General features: G+C 63.2%; 22 protein-coding genes and 1 other RNA gene. 10 read left to right on the forward strand and 13 right to left on the reverse strand.

Annotated features, from left to right (window positions below; translation table 11 throughout):
* Positions 1-33 precede the first annotated feature (33 nt).
* Complete coding sequence (locus ACIQUG_RS06950) at positions 34-747, forward strand: class I SAM-dependent methyltransferase (protein WP_402318974.1); 714 nt, start codon at positions 34-36, stop codon at positions 745-747.
* 20 nt (positions 748-767) lie between these two features.
* Here ACIQUG_RS06950 and ACIQUG_RS06955 read toward each other — a convergent pair whose 3' ends face one another.
* Positions 768-1,181: a helix-turn-helix domain-containing protein gene (locus ACIQUG_RS06955; RefSeq protein ID WP_245281695.1), complete on the reverse strand. Its 414-nt coding sequence runs from the start codon at positions 1,179-1,181 to the stop codon at positions 768-770.
* Positions 1,182-1,341: 160 nt separating this feature from the next.
* Here ACIQUG_RS06955 and ACIQUG_RS06960 point away from each other — a divergent pair, with 160 nt between their 5' ends.
* Positions 1,342-1,734 carry an MAPEG family protein gene (locus ACIQUG_RS06960; protein ID WP_402318978.1) on the forward strand — a complete coding sequence of 131 codons (393 nt, stop codon included), beginning with the start codon at positions 1,342-1,344 and terminating at the stop codon, positions 1,732-1,734.
* Between the two features lie 115 nt (positions 1,735-1,849).
* On the forward strand, positions 1,850-2,251 hold the full coding sequence (locus ACIQUG_RS06965) for a VOC family protein (RefSeq protein ID WP_402318981.1): 402 nt from the start codon (positions 1,850-1,852) through the stop codon (positions 2,249-2,251).
* A gap of 19 nt (positions 2,252-2,270) precedes the next feature.
* Here the strand turns inward: ACIQUG_RS06965 and miaA are convergent, their stop codons facing one another.
* Positions 2,271-3,182: a tRNA (adenosine(37)-N6)-dimethylallyltransferase MiaA gene (gene miaA, locus ACIQUG_RS06970; protein WP_402318984.1), complete on the reverse strand. Its 912-nt coding sequence runs from the start codon at positions 3,180-3,182 to the stop codon at positions 2,271-2,273.
* Here miaA and serB point away from each other — a divergent pair.
* Together serB and ACIQUG_RS06980 are read left to right on the forward strand one after the other, a co-directional pair.
* Positions 3,181-4,068: a phosphoserine phosphatase SerB gene (gene serB / locus ACIQUG_RS06975; RefSeq protein ID WP_402318987.1), complete on the forward strand. Its 888-nt coding sequence runs from the start codon at positions 3,181-3,183 to the stop codon at positions 4,066-4,068. The two genes, miaA and serB, sit on opposite strands and share 2 nt — an antisense overlap.
* On the forward strand, positions 4,065-4,640 hold the full coding sequence (locus tag ACIQUG_RS06980; protein ID WP_402318990.1) for a GNAT family N-acetyltransferase: 576 nt from the start codon (positions 4,065-4,067) through the stop codon (positions 4,638-4,640). Before serB ends, ACIQUG_RS06980 begins: the two co-directional genes overlap by 4 nt.
* A 78-nt stretch (positions 4,641-4,718) precedes the next feature.
* Here ACIQUG_RS06980 and ACIQUG_RS06985 read toward each other — a convergent pair whose 3' ends face one another.
* The 10 genes from ACIQUG_RS06985 to ACIQUG_RS07030 all read right to left on the reverse strand — a co-directional run bounded on the left by ACIQUG_RS06985 (position 4,719) and on the right by ACIQUG_RS07030 (position 13,318).
* Positions 4,719-5,624: a LysR substrate-binding domain-containing protein gene (locus ACIQUG_RS06985; RefSeq protein ID WP_402318992.1), complete on the reverse strand. Its 906-nt coding sequence runs from the start codon at positions 5,622-5,624 to the stop codon at positions 4,719-4,721.
* A gap of 618 nt (positions 5,625-6,242) precedes the next feature.
* Positions 6,243-7,763 (reverse strand): DegQ family serine endoprotease, encoded by a 1,521-nt coding sequence (locus tag ACIQUG_RS06990; protein WP_402318995.1) that lies wholly within the window; start codon positions 7,761-7,763, stop codon positions 6,243-6,245.
* 271 nt (positions 7,764-8,034) lie between these two features.
* Positions 8,035-8,421, reverse strand: coding sequence for an ACT domain-containing protein (locus ACIQUG_RS06995; RefSeq protein ID WP_043621496.1), 387 nt, complete (start codon positions 8,419-8,421; stop codon positions 8,035-8,037).
* A 6-nt stretch (positions 8,422-8,427) separates the two neighbouring features.
* Complete coding sequence (locus ACIQUG_RS07000; protein WP_034792618.1) at positions 8,428-8,613, reverse strand: DUF2065 domain-containing protein; 186 nt, start codon at positions 8,611-8,613, stop codon at positions 8,428-8,430.
* A gap of 7 nt (positions 8,614-8,620) precedes the next feature.
* Complete coding sequence (gene hflC, locus ACIQUG_RS07005; protein WP_043621493.1) at positions 8,621-9,541, reverse strand: protease modulator HflC; 921 nt, start codon at positions 9,539-9,541, stop codon at positions 8,621-8,623.
* Positions 9,538-10,656, reverse strand: coding sequence for an FtsH protease activity modulator HflK (hflK, locus tag ACIQUG_RS07010; protein WP_034792611.1), 1,119 nt, complete (start codon positions 10,654-10,656; stop codon positions 9,538-9,540). Before hflK ends, hflC begins: the two co-directional genes overlap by 4 nt.
* A 156-nt stretch (positions 10,657-10,812) precedes the next feature.
* On the reverse strand, positions 10,813-11,349 hold the full coding sequence (locus tag ACIQUG_RS07015) for a dihydrofolate reductase (RefSeq protein ID WP_402319001.1): 537 nt from the start codon (positions 11,347-11,349) through the stop codon (positions 10,813-10,815).
* Positions 11,342-11,947 carry a glutathione S-transferase family protein gene (locus ACIQUG_RS07020; RefSeq protein WP_402319003.1) on the reverse strand — a complete coding sequence of 202 codons (606 nt, stop codon included), beginning with the start codon at positions 11,945-11,947 and terminating at the stop codon, positions 11,342-11,344. The genes ACIQUG_RS07015 and ACIQUG_RS07020 overlap by 8 nt, the downstream gene beginning before the upstream one ends.
* 168 nt (positions 11,948-12,115) lie before the next feature.
* Positions 12,116-12,910 carry a thymidylate synthase gene (locus tag ACIQUG_RS07025; protein ID WP_402319006.1) on the reverse strand — a complete coding sequence of 265 codons (795 nt, stop codon included), beginning with the start codon at positions 12,908-12,910 and terminating at the stop codon, positions 12,116-12,118.
* 99 nt (positions 12,911-13,009) lie between these two features.
* Positions 13,010-13,318, reverse strand: a complete 309-nt coding sequence (locus ACIQUG_RS07030; RefSeq protein WP_043621481.1) for a DUF2853 family protein — start codon at positions 13,316-13,318, stop codon at positions 13,010-13,012.
* A 146-nt stretch (positions 13,319-13,464) separates the two neighbouring features.
* Between ACIQUG_RS07030 and ssrA the strand changes: the two genes are divergently transcribed.
* The 5 genes from ssrA (at position 13,465) to ACIQUG_RS07055 (ending at position 16,071) form a co-directional block, all read left to right on the forward strand.
* Positions 13,465-13,823: a transfer-messenger RNA gene (gene ssrA, locus ACIQUG_RS07035) on the forward strand.
* 139 nt (positions 13,824-13,962) lie between these two features.
* Positions 13,963-14,475 (forward strand): SspB family protein, encoded by a 513-nt coding sequence (locus tag ACIQUG_RS07040; protein WP_043621479.1) that lies wholly within the window; start codon positions 13,963-13,965, stop codon positions 14,473-14,475.
* Between the two features lie 18 nt (positions 14,476-14,493).
* The gene (locus ACIQUG_RS07045) at positions 14,494-14,706 is read left to right on the forward strand and encodes a DUF4169 family protein (RefSeq protein WP_402319010.1); all 213 of its coding nucleotides are present in this window, start codon (positions 14,494-14,496) and stop codon (positions 14,704-14,706) included.
* Between the two features lie 89 nt (positions 14,707-14,795).
* The gene (locus ACIQUG_RS07050) at positions 14,796-15,032 is read left to right on the forward strand and encodes a ribbon-helix-helix domain-containing protein (RefSeq protein ID WP_402319012.1); all 237 of its coding nucleotides are present in this window, start codon (positions 14,796-14,798) and stop codon (positions 15,030-15,032) included.
* Positions 15,033-15,282: 250 nt separating this feature from the next.
* Positions 15,283-16,071 carry a hypothetical protein gene (locus ACIQUG_RS07055; RefSeq protein WP_402319014.1) on the forward strand — a complete coding sequence of 263 codons (789 nt, stop codon included), beginning with the start codon at positions 15,283-15,285 and terminating at the stop codon, positions 16,069-16,071.
* Between the two features lie 139 nt (positions 16,072-16,210).
* Here the strand turns inward: ACIQUG_RS07055 and ACIQUG_RS07060 are convergent, their stop codons facing one another.
* A complete protein-coding gene (locus ACIQUG_RS07060; protein ID WP_402319017.1) occupies positions 16,211-17,545 on the reverse strand; it encodes a TadE/TadG family type IV pilus assembly protein in 1,335 nt (444 codons plus the stop codon).
* Between the last annotated feature and the right edge of the window lie 453 nt (positions 17,546-17,998).

The following is a 17,998-nucleotide window of genomic DNA, read 5'->3' on the forward strand; positions in this document are numbered from 1 at the left end:
TGGCGCCTTCCGGCGGACCGCGGAGGAACAATCTTGTCTGAGAACGACTACGACGCCTTTGCGGCAGACTATGATGCCGACAATGAAAACAATGCCTGGAACGCCTATTACGAGCGACCGGCGACCCTGTCTCTCGCCGGCGAGGTCGCCGGCCTTCGGGTGCTCGACGCCGGCTGCGGCGGCGGAGCGCATGCGGCAGCGCTGATCGCGCGCGGCGCCACGGTGACGGGCATCGACCGGAGCGCCGGTCTGCTGGAAATCGCCCGGCGTCGCCTCGAAGGCCATGCGCGATTGCTGCTGGCCGATCTGAGCGAACCCCTGCCGTTCGGCGACGGCGCCTTCGATCTCGTCGTGGCATCGCTCGTCATGCACTATCTGGAGGACTGGTCGCTTCCGCTTCTGGAATTCAACCGCGTTCTGGCGAAGGGCGGCCGGTTGGTTCTTTCCACCCATCACCCGTTCATGGACCACCCGCTCTCCGGTCACGACAACTACTTCGAGACCTATCGCTTCGACGACACCTGGGAACGCGGCGGCAGGACCATCCACATGCGCTTCTGGCATCGCCCGCTGCATGCCATGTTCGACGCGTTCAAAGCGGCCGGGTTTGCCATCGAGACGGTGAGCGAGCCTGAACCCGATCCGCGCGCCCGCACGCTCTTTCCGACGGCCTACAAGAGCCTGGCGACCGAGCCGCGCTTCCTCTTCTTCTCGCTCGTGAAGGCGGGAGACCGGCAACCTTATTGAAGCCGGTAGACAGGAGAAACTCAGATCCCGAGGATTTCCTCGTGCGCCCCGGTCGCGCCCCAGCGGACGATCTCGGCCAGGATCGGCATCAGCGCTCTGCCCTGGTCGGTCAGGCTGTATTCCACCTTGCGCGGCACCACCGGATAGTCCCGACGGCTGATCAGGCCGCGCTCCTCCAGCTCCCGCAATTCGCGGCTGAGAACGCGCGGCGTGATCGGTTTTCCAAGCCCGCCCCGAAGCAGCGAACGCCCAATCTCGCCATAGCGATGCGTGCCGCCTTCGAGCACGCAGAGGATGTGCAGCTTGTAGCGCCCGCCGACGATCCGGGTAAAGGCGATGGCGGGGCAGAGCCGGATATGGCTCATGTCGAGCCCGGTCAGGCTGGACACTTTCGGGCCTACGCCACGTCCGGGTTCCACGGCTTGTTCCGTCATGCAGGCGGCCATCCGTACTATCCTATTTGTCCGTATTTACGATATCATACCAAAGAGTTAGCGTCCTTCCAGCGAAACATTGCAGGGAGGAAGGCACGATGGCAAAGCGCGACCGGGCGAACTCACTGGCGCCGTCCGAGACGGCATTCGGAGCGCAACCATGAGCACGGAGATGACCGTTCTGGCGCTCGGCTGCGTCTTCGGCATCGTCCAGCTTTTCGTCGCGGCGCAACTCCAGACCCGCCAGCATGGGCTCGCCTGGTCGCTCTCGTCGCGCGAGGTGGCCATGCCGCCGCCAACGCCCCTGGTCGGCCGGCTGAAACGCGCGCAGGCAAATTTTCTCGAGACTTTTCCCTTCGCTGCGTCCGCGCTGCTGGCGGTCGAAATCACCGGCGCAAACGACGCAACGACGGAACTCGGTGCGATCGTCTGGCTTTCGGCGCGCCTCGCCTTCTGGCTCGCCTATGCGATCGGCATCCCCGTGTTGCGCTCGGCCCTGTTTGCGACCAGCATCATCGGGATCGGACTGGTACTGTGGCCGCTTCTGGCGTGACGACGGTCGGGAGCAAGGTGGGAACAATCGGGCAAGCCGCCCGTTGTCGTGGCGACACCTTGGGGTAGTATCGCTCAAGAGGCTGTCGAACGGCCGACGAGGACGGGAGCGCGCCATGGTCACAAGCATCACCCCTTTCCTGATGTTCCAGGATGGCGTCGCCGACGCCGCCATGGCCTTCTACGTCTCGCTGTTTCCCAATGCCGAAGTGCTGGAGGTCGAGCGCTACGGCCCGGACGAGCAAGGTCCCGAAGGCAGCGTCAAGGTGGCGCTCTTCCGACTCGGCGCACAGCGGGTCAAATGCATCGACAGCCCGGTCAGGCACGCCTTCGATTTCACCCCGTCCTTTTCCTTCTTCGTCGAATGCCAGAGCGAGGATGAGATCATCACGCTTTCAGGCATGCTCGCCGAAGGCGGAGCGGTGTTGATGCCGCTCGGCAATTATGGCTTCAGCCAGCGTTTCAGCTGGGTCAACGACCGCTTCGGCGTGTCCTGGCAGCTGAACCTCGCCGACTGATCCGCACCAGCAGCGCTCGTCAAAGCACCTCGTCGGCGCTGGCGATCCGCTGCCAGCTGTCGTCGAGCTGGTTGCGGAACCAGGTCATCTGCCGCTTGGCATATTGCCGCGTGGCGGCAGCGCCCAACTCGATCACCTCGGCCTCGTCGAGTTCGCCCTTCAGAAGGGCTGCGATCTGGCTGACGCCGATCGCCTTCATAACAGGCATTTCCGGCGGCAGCTGCAGGGAAAGCAGCGCCTTGACCTCGTCGATTGCACCGCCGGCAAGCATCAACTGGAAGCGCCGGTTGATGCGATCGTGCAGGAGCTTTCGCTCCGGCAGCACCACATATTTCTTGGCCCGGTCCGGGTCGACGATGACAGGCCCGGTCTGCTGCTGGAAAAAGCGGATCGGCTTGCCGGTCGCCTCCACCACTTCGAGCGCGCGGACGATCCGCTGGCCGTCGCCGGGCTTCAGCGTCACCGCCGTTTCCGGATCTTTGGCCTCGAGGTCACGATAAAGCGTCTCCGGCCCTTCCGCCTTCAGCCGTTCGCGAAGCCTTTCCCGGATTGCTGCCGGGATTTCCGGCATATCCGAAAGCCCGCCGGTCAGCGCCTTGAAATAGAGCCCCGTGCCGCCGACGAAGACCGGCAAGCGCCCCTCGCCCTTCAGCCGCGCGACCAGGGCCTGCGCCTCGCGCGCCCAGGCGCCGGTGGAATAGGCCGACGCCGCCGGCACATGGCCGTAAAGACAGTGCTCGATGCCGCCCATGTCGGCCTCGTCCGGCCGCGCCGTCAAAAGCCGCAGCGTGTCGTAGACCTGCATGCTGTCGGCATTGACGACCACGCCAGCGTGCCGGCGCGCCAGTTCGACAGCAAGCGCAGACTTGCCGCTGGCGGTCGGCCCGGTTATCAGGATCGCGTCGCTCTCGGTATCAAGGTTGTTGTCCATGGCTCTCGTTGCCACGCTTATCGCCAATCCGTCAAATCCTGTTCTGACGCCAGCACTGGCGGAAGCCGCCGCTGACGCCGTCAAGGCATCCGGCCTCTATTGGCTCGCCGATGGCGTCGCCTGCGATATCGCGCTGACCGACGGCACCGATCCGGATGAGGCCGAAGCCCTGCTGCGCGGCGTGATCGGCGATGCGCCGGTCGATGTCGCCGTGCAGGAGGCCGAGAGCCGCCGCAAGAAGCTGCTCATCGCCGACATGGACTCGACCATGATCGGCCAGGAATGCATCGACGAACTCGCCGCCGAAGTCGGCCTGAAAGACAAGGTGGCAACGATCACCGCCCGCGCCATGAACGGCGAGATCGCCTTCGAGCCGGCCCTGATCGAACGCGTCGCACTGCTGAAGGGCCTGCCGCTCGGCGTCGTCGACGAGGTCATCGCCAAGCGCATCACGCTGACCCCGGGCGGAAAACAACTGATCGCGACGATGAAGAGCAAGGGCCATTACACCGCGCTGGTCTCCGGCGGCTTCACCGTTTTCACTGGCCCGATCGCCGAGATGCTCGGCTTTGACGAGAACCGCGCTAATACGCTGATCGCCGAAGACGGTATCCTCACCGGCGAAGTCGCCGATCCCATCCTCGGCAAGCAGGCCAAGGTCGACTCGCTGGTCGAGATCGCAGACCGCCTCGGCATCTCCACAGGCGATGCGCTTGCCGTTGGCGACGGCGCCAACGATCTCGGCATGATCCAGCTTGCCGGAACCGGCGTGGCGCTGCATGCCAAGCCCGTGGTCGCCGAGCAGGCGAAGGTCCGCATCGACCACGGCGACCTGACCGCCCTTCTCTACCTGCAGGGCTATCGCAAGACGGATTTCGCCGGATGATCATTTCCGAGACCGAGCGGCTTCGCATCCGGACGTGGAAGGAGAGCGACCGCGCCCTCTTCTTCACGATCAACAGCGATCCCAAGGTCATGGAGTTCTTTCCCTTCCGCCGCAGCCGCGAAGAGGCAGATGCGCTCTTTGCGCGCGTCGGCCGCGGCATCGCCGAAACCGGCTTCGGCTTCTTCGCCGTGGCGCTCAAGGCCGACGACCAACCGATCGGCTTCTGCGGCCTCGCGCTCACCGATCTGGAGCCGCACCTGCCCAAGGGAACGGTCGAGATCGGCTGGCGGCTGGCAACGCCCTTTTGGGGCAAGGGCTACGTCACCGAAGCGGCCAGCGCGCTGCTGCGCTATGGCTTCGAGGACAGGGGCTTGAGCGAGGTCGTCTCCTTCGCGGTTCCCGCCAACACCCGCTCGACCGCCGTGATGCAACGGATCGGCATGCACCGCGACCCACGCCGCGACTTCGATCACCCCCGCGTCCCAACCGACCAGCCGGCCCTGATCCGGCATGTGCTCTACGCCATCAGCGCCGAGGAATGGCGCGCGCACCGTTCAAAGGCTGGGACGTAAGCCGCCGCTTTCGAGCGTGCCCCTCACTGCCCTGCCGGCCATTTCTGAGGGAGAGACGCCAGTGGCAGACGCCAGCGTTTACCGTGGCTGCCGCCCCGCCCCCGGATAGCTTCGCTCGACCCAGTCGACAAATGCCCGCGCCGCCTGCGACAACGCCTCGAAACGTCGCGTCACCAGAAAGAATGCGCCGTAGGGAACGGTGACGTTGAAGGGCTGGATCAGCCTTCCGGCCGCAAGATCGTCGAGCGCGTGGTCACGGTCGATCAGGCCGACGCCGCTGCCCCTGACGGTCGCCTGCAGCACCATCGCGCCATCGGCAAAGATGGCGCCTCGCTCCAGCTTGACCGGAGCAACGCCCGCGGCTGCGAACCATTGCTCCCAGAGCGCACGGTTGTCCTCGTGCAGAAGCGCATGCTGCAAAAGGTCCTCGGGCCGGTCAAGCGGCCGGCCGGCCGTGGCAAGTGCCGGCGCGATCACCGGGATCATCTGCACGCGCGCCAGCGGTCGCGCCTCGACCCGCGGCCAGCGTTCCGAGGCCAGGCTGTGGCGGATGGCGATGTCGGCCTCGCCGCTGCGAAACTCGGCAAGTCGCGGATCGGCATCGATCACCAGGTCGATGTCCGGGTGCTCCCGCTGGAACTCCTGGAGATGCGGCACGAGCCAGCAGCCGGCAAAGGATGGCTCTGCGCTCACCCTCAGCGTCTGCACCAGCCCTCGCCCGGATAGCGCATCAAGGCCTTCGCTGACCATGTCAAAGGCCGACGTCAGCGTGGCAAGCAGCGTGCGGCCGTCGGCCGTCAGGCGTACACTGCGGTGGTGCCGTTCAAACAGCGGCCGGCCGATCAACTCTTCGAGTTCGCGCACCTGCCGGCTGATCGCCGCCTGAGAGACGAAGAGTTCGGCCGCGGCCAGCGTGAAACTCTCCAGCCGCCCGGCCGCCTCGAAACTCCGCAACGCCGTCAAGGGCAGTCGTCCACGCTTCATGCATAACCTCAAGTCATTTGAAGGCGACTGTAAACTCGTTTGAGGGATGCCGGCAAGTGGAGTGAAATGCTTGCAGGAAAGGAGGTGCGGCAATGCAGATGATCATCGAAATTCTGTTCGAAGCTCTCAGGCTGATGACCTTCCAGCCGGCACGCAAGTCGTCCCCGCACCCCACGCAAGCGAGCAACGACTGCTGAAGGAAAGCACCTCACCGCTTCGGGAATATCCCCCTCAGCCTAGCCCTCTCCCCGCCCACGGGAGAGGGAACGTACGCCACCGCGAACGCTCTGTTGCAGCACGATCTGAGAAGTCACGGGATCGCCCAGGGAGTGTTGCAAGGGGATGGCGCAGGTCTTCGAGCGGGTGCGGCAACGTCCCTTCTTCCCGCAAGCGGGGAGAAGGTCCCGGCAGCGAAATGAGGAGCTGAGCCTGACACCCATTACAAGCGCACTGCGGCCCGTCGAGCGGACCGCAGCCGTGAATCAAAACCTGAGGAAGTGGATTCAGGCTCTCAGCCCCAGAGGCGATACCACTGAAAAGACTCAGACAATCGGCCTAGACGGAAGCAGTGCTGCGGCATCGATCCGATGCCGTAGGATCAAGGAAGGCGCGACACGCCTATTCCACCCTGACACTGACGAAGCGCAGTTCGCCGGTCTTGTTGGAGAGCAACAGTTGCGCGTGGCGACGGCCGCTGGATTTCAGCTCCTCGACCCGATCGACCACGTCGGCGGGTGTCTCCATCGCCTCCTGACCGACCTCGACGATGACGTCGCCCGGCTCCACGCGCCGCTCTGCCGCGACCGAATTCGGTGTCACCTCGGTGATCACGACGCCGTCGATGTCTTCGGCAATGCCGTATTTCTTGCGCGCCTCTTCGTTGAGCGTCGCAAGCTTCATACCGAGCACGACGTCGGTCGCTGGAAGCGGTACAGCCTCCGGCTTGTCGGGCTTCGCCCCCTCGTCGCCGGTCGCTGCGTCAGCACTTGCAAGCGCGCCATCCTCGAGGCGTCCGAGCGTCACCTTGACTGTCTGTTCCTTGCCGTCGCGGATCACCACCACATCGACCGCCTTGCCGACGGGGCTTTCGGCGACCACTCGCTTCAGGTCGCGCACCTCGCCGACATCATGGCCATCGAATTTGACGATGACGTCGCCGGCCTTGATCTCGCCGTGCGTGATCGGCCCGCCCTCGATGATGCCGGAAACGAGCGCGCCGCGCGGCGCGTCCATCTTCAGGCTCTCGGCGATATCGTCGTTCACCGGCTGGACCCGCACGCCGAGCCAGCCGCGCCGCGTCTCGCCGAAGTCCTTGAGCTGCAGCACCACATTGGCGGCAAGTTCAGTCGGCACGGAGAAGCCGATGCCGATCGAACCGCCCGTCGGCGAGATGATCGCCGTGTTGATGCCGATCACTTCGCCGGCCATGTTGAACAGCGGCCCGCCGGAATTGCCGCGGTTGATCGCAGCGTCCGTCTGGATGAAATTGTCATAGGGGCCGGCGTTGATGTTGCGGCCGCGCGCCGAGATGATGCCGACGGAAACGGAGCCGCCGAGGCCGAACGGGTTGCCGATCGCCATCACCCAGTCACCGATGCGCATCTTGCGCGAATCCCCGAAAGGCACGGCCTTCAGCGGCCCTTTCGGTTCGACTTTCAGGACGGCGAGGTCCGTCTGAGTGTCCTTGCCGACCAGCTTGGCCTTCAGCTTGCTGCCATTGGCGAAGTTGATCTCGATATCGTCGGCGCCCTCGATCACGTGGTTGTTGGTGACGATATAGCCGGAGGGATCGATGACGAAGCCGGAGCCGAGCGATTCGACCGTGCGCTGGCGGTTACCGCCCTGATTGCCCTGACCTTTAAAGAATTCGTCGAAATAGCGCTGGTAGGGCGAGCCCTCCGGCACCTGCGGCGCCGGCGCATCGTCGTCGTTCTTGACCTTCTGCGACGTCGCGATGTTGACGACGGCATCCAGCAGTCCGGCAGCGAGATCGGCAACGGAGGCCGGGCCATTGCTCGGCGGGCGGATCGCCGTGTTCTGGGCGAGTGCGGTGCTGCTAAAGGCGAGCGCGCCTGCGAGCGCCAGAACGCCCAGGGACGCGCCAAGCGAGTGTACTCGGGATTTTGATCGCGTGGACAATTCGCTTCAGCTCCTCTGGCTGTGTGCGGCGACACCGGCACACCATAGCACTTTGATTCTTCGCATAATTCCGCCTCGACCGAAACCGCCGGCCGGGCTTATGCGGCGGATTTGACAAACGCAAGCCACAAGGCTGCGGCGTCCGACCTTCCTCTGAAGATAAGGCGGAATTCGGAAGGGTCCAAACACGATTTCCTGATCCTTGCGCAGAAGGGTGCGAAAGGACTGGCGTTCCCGGCCAAGCCGTTACGTCGAGGCCGGGCGCGGCTGATCAGGTGGTGAGCTCGTGGCCGTGGTCTTTCAGCGCCTGCACCGCCTTGTCGAGATCGGAGCCGGCAACGAAGATGTAGTCGGTGCTGAAGGTCGAATTGGCAAAGACACCGACACCGGCATCCGAAAGTGGCCGGAGCACCGAGGCGAGCACGCCGGGCACGTCAAAGGCAAAATGCTGCTCGACACGGAAGCAGCGCCAGCCGAGCGAACTCTGGACGCTGGAAGGCACGCGGGCGGCCCGGCAGACCAGCGTCATCTCCTCGCGGGAGCTAGACACGGTCCAGAAGCCTGGCCCCGGCAGCCATTCGGGCATGATGGAACCGATATTGAGGCGGGTGATGGCGTATTCGGCATCGACCAGCCGGATCAGCAGTTTATGTGGCATTTCGCATTATCCTCGAAGCAACCATACAAGTCCGACCCCGGCGGCCACGCAAACGAGCCCCGCCAGTCGAAGCTGATGTTCGGGGACATACGGCAAACGCTTCGCCATTTCCACCAAAACCAAAGGGGCCAGTGCGTACACCAGCCCCTCGATGATCAGGAAGAAAGCAAATCCTGTCAGAAAATCTGACATGGTCCGCCTAGTTTCCGGCCGGCTGCTGCGCAGGTGCAGCCGGTGCGGTGCCTTCCGAGTCATTGAAGAAACGGAAGAATTCGGAATGCGGCGACAGCACCAGCGTCGTGTCGGGGCTACCGATCGACTGGGTATAGGCCGTCATCGAACGGTAGAATTCGAAGAACTTCGGATCGCGCGCAAAGGCGTCGGCAAAGGTCTTCGTCCGTTCGGCTTCGCCCTCACCGCGCAGGATTTCCGAATCGCGCTGGGCGTCGGCGACGATCTCGACGACCTGACGGTCGGCGATGGCGCGGCGGCGCTGGCCCTCTTCGTTACCACGAGCGCGGATCAGTTCGGCTTCCGCCAGACGTTCGGCCTTCATGCGGTCGTAGGTCTGCTGCGAAACTTCCTGCGTCAGGTCGGTACGACGGATGCGGACGTCCTCGATGTTGAGGCCGAGCGACTCGGCATCGCCTTTGAGGTCGGCGCGAACTTCACGCATCATCGATGCGCGCTCGTCCGAAAGGGCAGCTTCGAAGCCACGCAGACCGTAGACGCGACGCAGCGATGCGTCGAGACGGGTGCGCAGGCGCGATTCCGCAGAATCGCGGTCGCCCGAGACCGTTTCGCGGAAGCGACGGGGATCGGAGATCTTGTAGACGACGAAAGCGTCGACTTCATAGAACTTGCCGCCCGAGACCTGGACGCGGATGTTGTCGAGGTCGAAGCGCAGTGCCTGGTCTTCGACGTACTGGACGCGGTCGGCATCCATGAAGGCGAAGGGCAGCTTGAAGTAGAGGCCCGGCTGGCTCTTGACGTCCTTGATCTGACCGAAGCGCACGACGATCGCCTGCTGGCGCTCGTTGACGACGAAGACCGAGGAATAGATGCCGACGAAGACGACGGCGAGCAGGATCAGGATAACGGAGGTACGATTGTTGATCACTGGCCTGCTCCCGAAACTGCTGCGGCACCCGACGTCGTCGGACGACCGATTTCATTCAGCGGCAGATATGGCAGAACGCCCTGCCCGTTCTTCTCGTCGATGATCACCTTCTTCGACTTGCCGAGAACGCCCTGCATGGTTTCGAGATAGAGACGCTTGCGGGTCACGTCAGGCGCCTTGGAGTACTCGTCGTAGACGGAGATGAAGCGCTGAGCCTCACCCTGTGCTTCCTTGACGACACGGTCCTTGTAGGCGGCCGCTTCTTCGCGGATCTGCGCACCCTGACCGCGTGCCTTGCCGAGCACCTGGTTGGCATACTGGTTGGCTTCTTCGACGAAGCGGTCTTCGTCCTGCTCGGCGCGCTGCACTTCGTCGAACGCATCGGCCACTTCGCGCGGCGGTGCGGCGTCCTCGATCGCGACCGTGTTGACGGAAACGCCGGTACCGTAGGTGTCCATCGTTGCCTGGATCGTGCTCTTCACGTCCGCGGCGATCGCCTGACGGTTGTCACGGAAGATGTCCTGCGCCGGACGGCGGCCGACGACTTCGCGCATCGCGCTTTCGGCCACCTGCTGCAGCGTGTCGGATGGGTTCTCGACGTTGAAGAGGTAAGCCTTCGGATCGGTGACCGAATAGAGCACCGAGAACTGGACGTTGACGATGTTCTGGTCGCCGGTCAGCATCAGGCCGGAATTCGACTGACCGCTGGAGCGCCCGCCGATGTTCTGCTGCTGCTCTGTGATCTTGACGAATTCGACGGTCTCGAATGGCCAGAAATGATAATGCAGGCCAGGCATCGAGATCTCGTCCTTCGGCTTGCCGAAGCGCATCTCGACGCCGCGCTCGTCCGGCTGCACCGTGTAGATCGAATTGATCAGGACAAAACCGACGATCAGCAGGCCGATAATGGCGAAGACGCCACCATTGAAGCCGCCGGGAACGACGTTCTTAAGCTGGTCCTGGCCACGGCGAATGATCTCTTCCAGATCCGGCGGGCCGCCCTTGCCGCCACGCGGCCGGTTTGGGCCCTGGCCCCAGGGACCTCCCTGATTGCCGCCACCGCCGCCGCCGCCCCATGGGCCACCGCCGCCGCCATTCTGATTGCTCCAGGGCATCAAAACCTCTCTTTTGAATACTTCCCACGATGAACGGCCGCGCCACCGCACGGTCGTTCATGATGTGAAACCGTTATAGGTATCACCCGCACCGCTTTCAACGCGATAGACCCGAGTTCACCGTAAATGGTTCAAAATAGTTGACGATCCGCCGCGTCAGGCTGTCGCACGCCGCTTAAACGTGACGAAATGCATGGCGTGGCTGTCCTTCTCACCCTGCGGCAGATCCTCTTCGAACACCTTCTCGAACACGTCGGGATCGATATCCGGGAAGCGCGTATCGCCATCCACGGTCGCCTGAACTTCGGTCACGTGCAGGATATCGGCCAGTGCAATCGACTGGCGGTAGATCTCGCCACCGCCGATCACGCAGATCTCGTCCAAGCCCGCAACCTGCGCCTCTCGGCCCGCAAGCGCGATCGCCGCATCGAGCGACGGCACGACGCTTGCACCCTCCGCGACAAAATCCGCGTTGCGGGTGATGACGATGTTGGCGCGGCCGGGAAGCGGGCGCCCGAGCGACGCCCAGGTCTTGCGCCCCATGATCACGGGCTTGCCGATCGTCAGTGCCTTGAAACGCTTGAGATCGGTCGAAAGCCGCCAGGGCAGATCGCCATCGCGGCCGATGACGCCGTTGGCGGCAACGGCGACGACGATCGATATCTTCGGATGAGTGGTCTTCGCTTCAGTCATGGAACCCGTTCGGTTTGCTGTCGATTTCTCTGGCCCGGTCATGGGCGGCCCGGTCCGTCACGACGCGGATGTAGCGATCGACGACCGTGCTTTCCGGCAGTAACTTGCGCATCCACTGCAGCGCGCTTGCTAGAAGCAGGTCGGCCGCACTCATCGTTTCGCCGAGCAGATAGGTCTGGCGGGTGAGCACGTCGATCACATGGGCGCACATTTCGCTATAGAGCCGCGCTTGCGCCGGATTGTTGATGGTCGCACCCGAGATATGGGCGAGCGCCGTCGGTTCGATCACGCCCGCATAATAGGCAAGCCAGGAGAGATAGGCGCCGCGCTCCTTGTGCCCGGGCGGGCGGCCGAGGCTGCTGTTGGGATGAAGGTCGGTGAGATATTGCACGACCGCGGCCGACTCCCAGATCACCGCGCCATTATGAATGAGCGCCGGCACCTGCTTGTGCGGATGCGGGTTGTTGTCGTCCGGCGCGCCGGATCCGTCCCAGCGGCGGATCGAGACGTAGCGGATCTCGTATTCCGTGCCCAGCTCCTCAAGCAGCCAGACGATGCGCGAGGATCGCGACAGCGGCGCATGGACGAGTGTGAGCATCGATACCTCCCTTGGACGACAGCCCTCCCCGGCCGCCCCGCAGCTTTGGATTGCCGGCCCCTGCGCTTGTGGGCGACGGAAGCACCTGCCCCGCCCGAAGGGTGGCGCGGCATCGGCATCGAGAAGAATTCAGAAATGCGGACCGGCCACCCGCAGCATCAGGATATGTCAGACGGCGATCGGCGCCTTGATCGATGAATCGGCTTCGTAGCCGACGAGCGTAAAGTCTTCGAAACGGAAGGAAAAGAGATCTTTCACGTCTGGATTGATTTCCATCCGCGGCAGCGCCTTCGGCGTGCGGGTGAGCTGCAGCCGGGCCTGTTCGAAATGGTTGTGGTAAATGTGTGCGTCGCCGAGCGTGTGCACGAAATCGCCCGGCTTCAGGCCCGTCACCTGCGCCACCATCATCGTCAAAAGCGCATAGGAGGCGATGTTGAAGGGCACACCGAGGAAGATGTCGGCCGAGCGCTGGTAGAGCTGGCAGGAGAGCTTGCCATCGGAGACGTAGAACTGGAACAGACAATGGCAGGGCGGCAGCGCCATCTCGTCGACCAGTGCCGGGTTCCATGCCGAGACGATGTGGCGGCGCGAATTCGGGTTGGTCTTCAGGCTTTCGACAAGGCCGGCAATCTGGTCGATGTGGCGTCCGTCCGGTGCCGGCCAGGAGCGCCACTGGTAGCCGTAGACCGGGCCGAGGTCGCCGTTCTCGTCGGCCCACTCGTCCCAGATGGTGACGCCGTTTTCCTTGAGGTAGCGGATATTGGTATCGCCCTTCAGGAACCACAGCAGTTCATGGATGATCGAGCGCAGGTGCAGCTTCTTGGTCGTCAACACCGGGAAGCCTTGGGAAAGGTCGAAGCGCATCTGGTGGCCGAAGACCGAGCGCGTGCCCGTTCCCGTCCGGTCGCCCCGGTCGGATCCGTTGGTCATCACATGGTCGAGAAGGTCGAGATATTGCTGCATGGTCTGGCGCCGCCGATTCGTATTTTCCCTAAATTTAGGACGAAGCCGGCGGCGAACCAATGACCACGGGGCGATTATCCCGGATAATTCGGCGAGGCGCTACAAGGTCTGCAGCTTGCCGAGGTTCTTGGCCACCAGATAATAGAAGGTGACGCGCGATTTCGACCGGTCCGCCGACATCGCCTTGACGGTGGCGTCGATCGCACTGTCCGCGTCGGCGCCGCTGATGCCGAGCTTCTTTTCGCACCATTTCTCCCTGACTCGCTCGAGCTCCTTCGGATCCGAGGCCGAAACGAGCGAGGAATCCCGGTTGCGAAGCGCAATGCCAAGGTGACGCACGATCTTGTTGACGATCGCTTCGTCGGCGCCGCTGTCGTATTTCTGCACATCTGCGAGGTAGTCCGTCATGAGTCCTCCAGCTTGCTTTGCTTTTCGAAATTGCAGCCGGAGAATGCCGGCCGCGTGGCAGCAGCGGGAGTTTTTCACGGATGCCGGTCAAGTCAAGGCAGTTCGGCGCGAGCCAGTCCGGGAGAAAGTCATATATCCGACACATCCCCCTTTTCTTGGAGGCCGGAAAGACCTATATGAACCCTGCCGTCTTCGGGCGGCTATGGCAATAAACGGGCGATGAAATAAACCCATTGGACCCGGGGGCGGTACCCGGCGCCTCCACCAAAAACCGATCACAACCGATCGGCTTTTGATGGGGGCGAAATAGGATCGACAAGGGCGTAAAGATCGACTTTTTGCTCGGCATTGTACCACCGTTATCGGGCTAAACTTATAGTTGCAAACGACAACTATGCTGAAGCACGTCTCGCTGCTTAATCGCGGTGCGACACTTCAAATCAAGTCCTTCCGGGTAGCACCGTAAGGCGGGGTCCGAAGGCACCTGGCAACAGAAGCCTTCACCTTCTCCCCCGCTTCGAAATGGTCTATAGATGCTTGAATAATTGACTCGTCTGCTTCAGACGGGCAATGAAAAGCCGACGGCAAGACGTCGTGCCGGCAGCCGACAAGTAAGATTGAGTTCGAGGAAAGACGGGACACTCATGGGCCAGGACCACATCCGCTACGACATTCTGGCACAGGACGCGCTCCGCAGCGTCATCCGCAAGGTTTTGACCGAAGTCGCGACGACCGGCCACCTGCCGGGCGAACACCATTTCTTCATCACCTTCCTCACCGGCGCGCCGGGCGTGCGCATCTCGCAGCACCTGAAAGCCAAGTATCCCGAACAGATGACGATCGTCGTCCAGCACCAGTTCTGGGAACTGAAGGTCACGGACGTCGGCTTCGAGATCGGCCTCTCCTTCTCCGACACGCCGGAACGTCTGGTCATCCCGTTCAACGCCATCCGCGGCTTCTACGACCCGTCGGTCAATTTCGAACTGGAGTTCGACGTGGCGGCCGGCGAGGAGGAAGAACAGGAATCGGCGGAGATCACCGCCTACCCCGTTCCGGAAGAAAATGCCGAGACCTCGGCCAAGGACGACAAGCCCACCGAGCCGAAGAACGGAGGCGGCTCCGTCGTTTCGCTCGATTCCTTCCGCAAGAAGAACTGATCCGAGGAGCCGCGGCTCATGACCGGCGACGTCGTCAATCTGCGCCAGTTCCGCAAGCGCCGCGAGCGCACGGAAAAGGAAAAGCAGGCCGAGCAGAACCGCATCTCCTTCGGCCGCACCAAGGCCGAAAAATCCCTGACGAAGGCGCTGAACGACAAGGCGGAAACCCGCCTTGACCAGGGCCGCATAGAGCGGCCGGCCGCCGACGAAACCGACGGCAGCAAAGACTGAACCCACCGAAAACGATTCTGGAGCAAGGACTTGCGACCGGTTCCCGAATCCAAGTGCCAAGCACCTGAATCATTTTCTAAGGCCGGACGATGATCCGCAAGCATTCCGCGACGCTCCACGGCCACCGCACCAGCTTCTCGCTCGAAGACGCCTTCTGGCAGGAATTGAGGGCGATCGCCGAGGCAAGGGCGATCCCGCTCGCCCAATTGATCGCCGAGATCGATGACCAGCGCACGCCCGGCAGCAACCTGTCCTCGGCACTGCGCGTCCACGTGCTTGAATGGTTGAAACAACAGCGCGCCCCGACGTCCTTGACCGAGACCTGACCCACACGCCCCGGCGGACACCCGGCCAGAAATAGCCTGTCACGCCGATATAACTGTGTGCCCGCTGCAACAACTCCGGCTGTTTGATCGGCCGCGACCGGCGCATCCGGCGGAAAGTCATTTGTATTCGCACAAGCTTATACAACAATGCGCTCGTGCGGGGCGGCAGCGCTGCTCTTGGACATCGGACCTGTGATTTCAGCGGTTCCCGACGAAGATCGTTGCGGATCTGCTCAGCGGGAGGCGTATCATGAGTATCTCTACGCGACTGGGCCTTACGGCCTGCCTGAGCCTGGTACCGCTTCTGTCGGCCAATGCGGCCGACATCACGCCGCTGATGGCGCCTTCAGCGCCGGTGGAAGAAACCGAGAGCGGCTGGCAGTTCGCCTTCGCGCCCTACTTCTGGATGGCGGGCCTTTCCGGCGACACGTCGCAGCTCAACCTTCCGACCGTTCACATCGATTCCAGCTTCAGCGACATCTGGAGCAATCTCGACTTCGCCGCCATGGCGACGATGGAGGCGCGCAAGGACCGCTTCAGCATCTTCGGCGATCTGATCTACACGAAGCTCTCCGGTGACGGTAAGGCGCGCGGCATCTTCACCGACACCGTGGATGTGGAATCGGAGACCTTCTCCGGCCTCATCGGCGTCGGCTACACGGTGTTCGAGGACCAGAAATCACACCTCGACGTGGTCGGTGGCGCCAAGATCTGGTCGGTCGACACGACCATCTCCTTCCGTGGTGGCCCGCTCGATGGCGTCAGCCGCGATGACAGCAAGACCTGGGTCGACGGCATGGTCGGCGTGCGCGGCGCCTATTACTTCACGCCGGAAATCTATCTGACCGGCTGGGGCCTCGTCGGGGGCGGCGGCGCCGACATCGACTGGGACGTCGGTCTTGGCCTTGGCTATCGCTTCAACGACACCATCTCGGCGATAGCCGGCTATCGCGCCCTTGGCGTCGACTACGATAATGACGGCTTCCTTTTCGACGTGGTGCAACAGGGCCCGATCCTCGGCCTGTCGATCCGCTTCTAAAGCCGGAGCCTGTCGCGATGGAGAACACCCGGCTGTCCCGCAGCCGGGTTCTTTTTACGGAGCGTTACAGACGCCCGCTCCGGTGCACCGACAACGCGCCCAGCGAGAGCGGGCCTCCAGCACCGGCCCTGCCGGCGCTTCACCGCACCAGACGGATCGCACCGGGATTGTTGATCGTGGTGTTGGCCAGCACCGCCTTGCAATCCAGTTTGAAGCTGCTGTTGCCGATCATGGTGATTTCCTGGGCGACGATGCGCACACATTCACCGCCGGTCGATCCGTTGCCGGCATACTGGATCTCGCGCGATGCCGGCATGTAGATGATGCCGGCGAGCGACGAGGCACTGTTGCCGTTGATGGTGGCGGTGGCCGTATTGTTGCGCCCGGCGACGATCGAGAAACCGGCCCAGTCGCCGGTCGTCGGCGCGCTGACCTGGAAGGTTGCCCCGCCGTGAATGTCGAGTTGGGCGCCATTCAGGAGGAAGAAGGTGACCCCTTCGGCGCTCAGCACGGACTGACTGGTAAACTTCAGGCTGCCGCCGTCGATGATGTAGTTGCCGGGCCTCAGAAGAACCCTGCCCTTGATCTCGAGGGCGCCATAGGTGCCGGGCTTCAACTCGACGCGGTAAGTGTCGGGCGCGTTGTTCGGTGTCCTGCCGGTGCCGTTGCAGTCGCCGTTGCCGCCACCGCCGCCGACGAAATTCTGGCCGCAGCCGGCAAGGCTCACCCAGCCTCCCGTGGTCGGCATCTTCTTCGAGCGGAAGGGGTCGGGAATCGGGGCCACCTCCTCGACCGCCTTGCCGCAGGCAAGCTGGAGATTGGCGAGCGTCGCCGACACCTCGCCGGCGGCATAGAGACACTCGGCCTTGAGCGTGGCCGAGCCGCTGAGATAGATCGACTGCGCGTCGGTGGAGTTCGACGTGATCGTGCAGCCGGACGTGTCGACGCTTGCCCCGCCGCTGACCTCGAAGGCCCGGCTTGCCGTCGGGTGCAGCGCCAGGATGCAGGCCTCCCGCCCCGGCATGCGCGCGGCAACGCTTTCCCGGTCGATCGTATAGGGCTGCAGCCCGAAGAAGAGCGGATTGTATTTCAGCGCGTAGGCCGCGGTCGCCGTGGTCTCGACGCCGGCGGCGCCGAAGGCGATCTGCACCGGCGCGGCCGCCACCGACACGCCGCTCTCCGCGCCGATCTGGTCGACGGCCTCCGCCTGACCGAAATTCGCGAAGAAAACGTTGTTGGCGAGATCCCTGGCACTGGCCTCGGTCTCCCCCTCGCCGTAGGATTTGACCGCCGAAAAGGCGGCGGCATCGAGCGCCGTCTGCATCTTGGCGGCCTCGAGGTTGATCCGCGCCAGGTTGATGGCGATCGACGCGGCGCTCAGCAGCGGCACCGCTATCAGCGCGGTCAGAACCGTAAAGTTACCCTTCTCGTCCGCAAGGATGCGGGCGGCTCTCTTCCTCAAATTGTAGCGCATCTCTGATCGTGGCCCCTCAGCAGACGGCGACGCGCCGCTCAGGTCAATCCGGAGCGATCGACGTCATCCTTCCCATGCGTCGATTAACGACGCGGCCCGCAAGCCGCACCCCCTGCCCCATCCAACGCAAATTGCTAATTTAGCGATCAATAGTGGAAGATGTGCTTCAGAATTCGTTAAAACTCTGCCGATCCCTTCGCGCGCCACGGTGCGCAGGACGAGCGCCGGTTCGATGAACCCACCTTCGAAATCTGAAGCAGAAGCATGTCGCGCAACGGTGCGCAGCCATTGGCAATAGCGGCATGCGAACATCAAAACCGAGAGCGGAGAAAGTGAAGCTAGGATCGCGACGGGCTTCAGGGGCCGCCAGCCAAGGATGGGATCACGGCCGCCTGCGCAAGCGGCGGCACATCACCGGCCCCGAAAGGCCGGGACCGTCGTGCTCCGCGCAAT

It is taken from the genome of Ensifer sp. NPDC090286 (genome assembly GCF_044769565.1).
In the GTDB taxonomy this organism is placed as follows: Bacteria; Pseudomonadota; Alphaproteobacteria; order Rhizobiales; family Rhizobiaceae; genus Ensifer.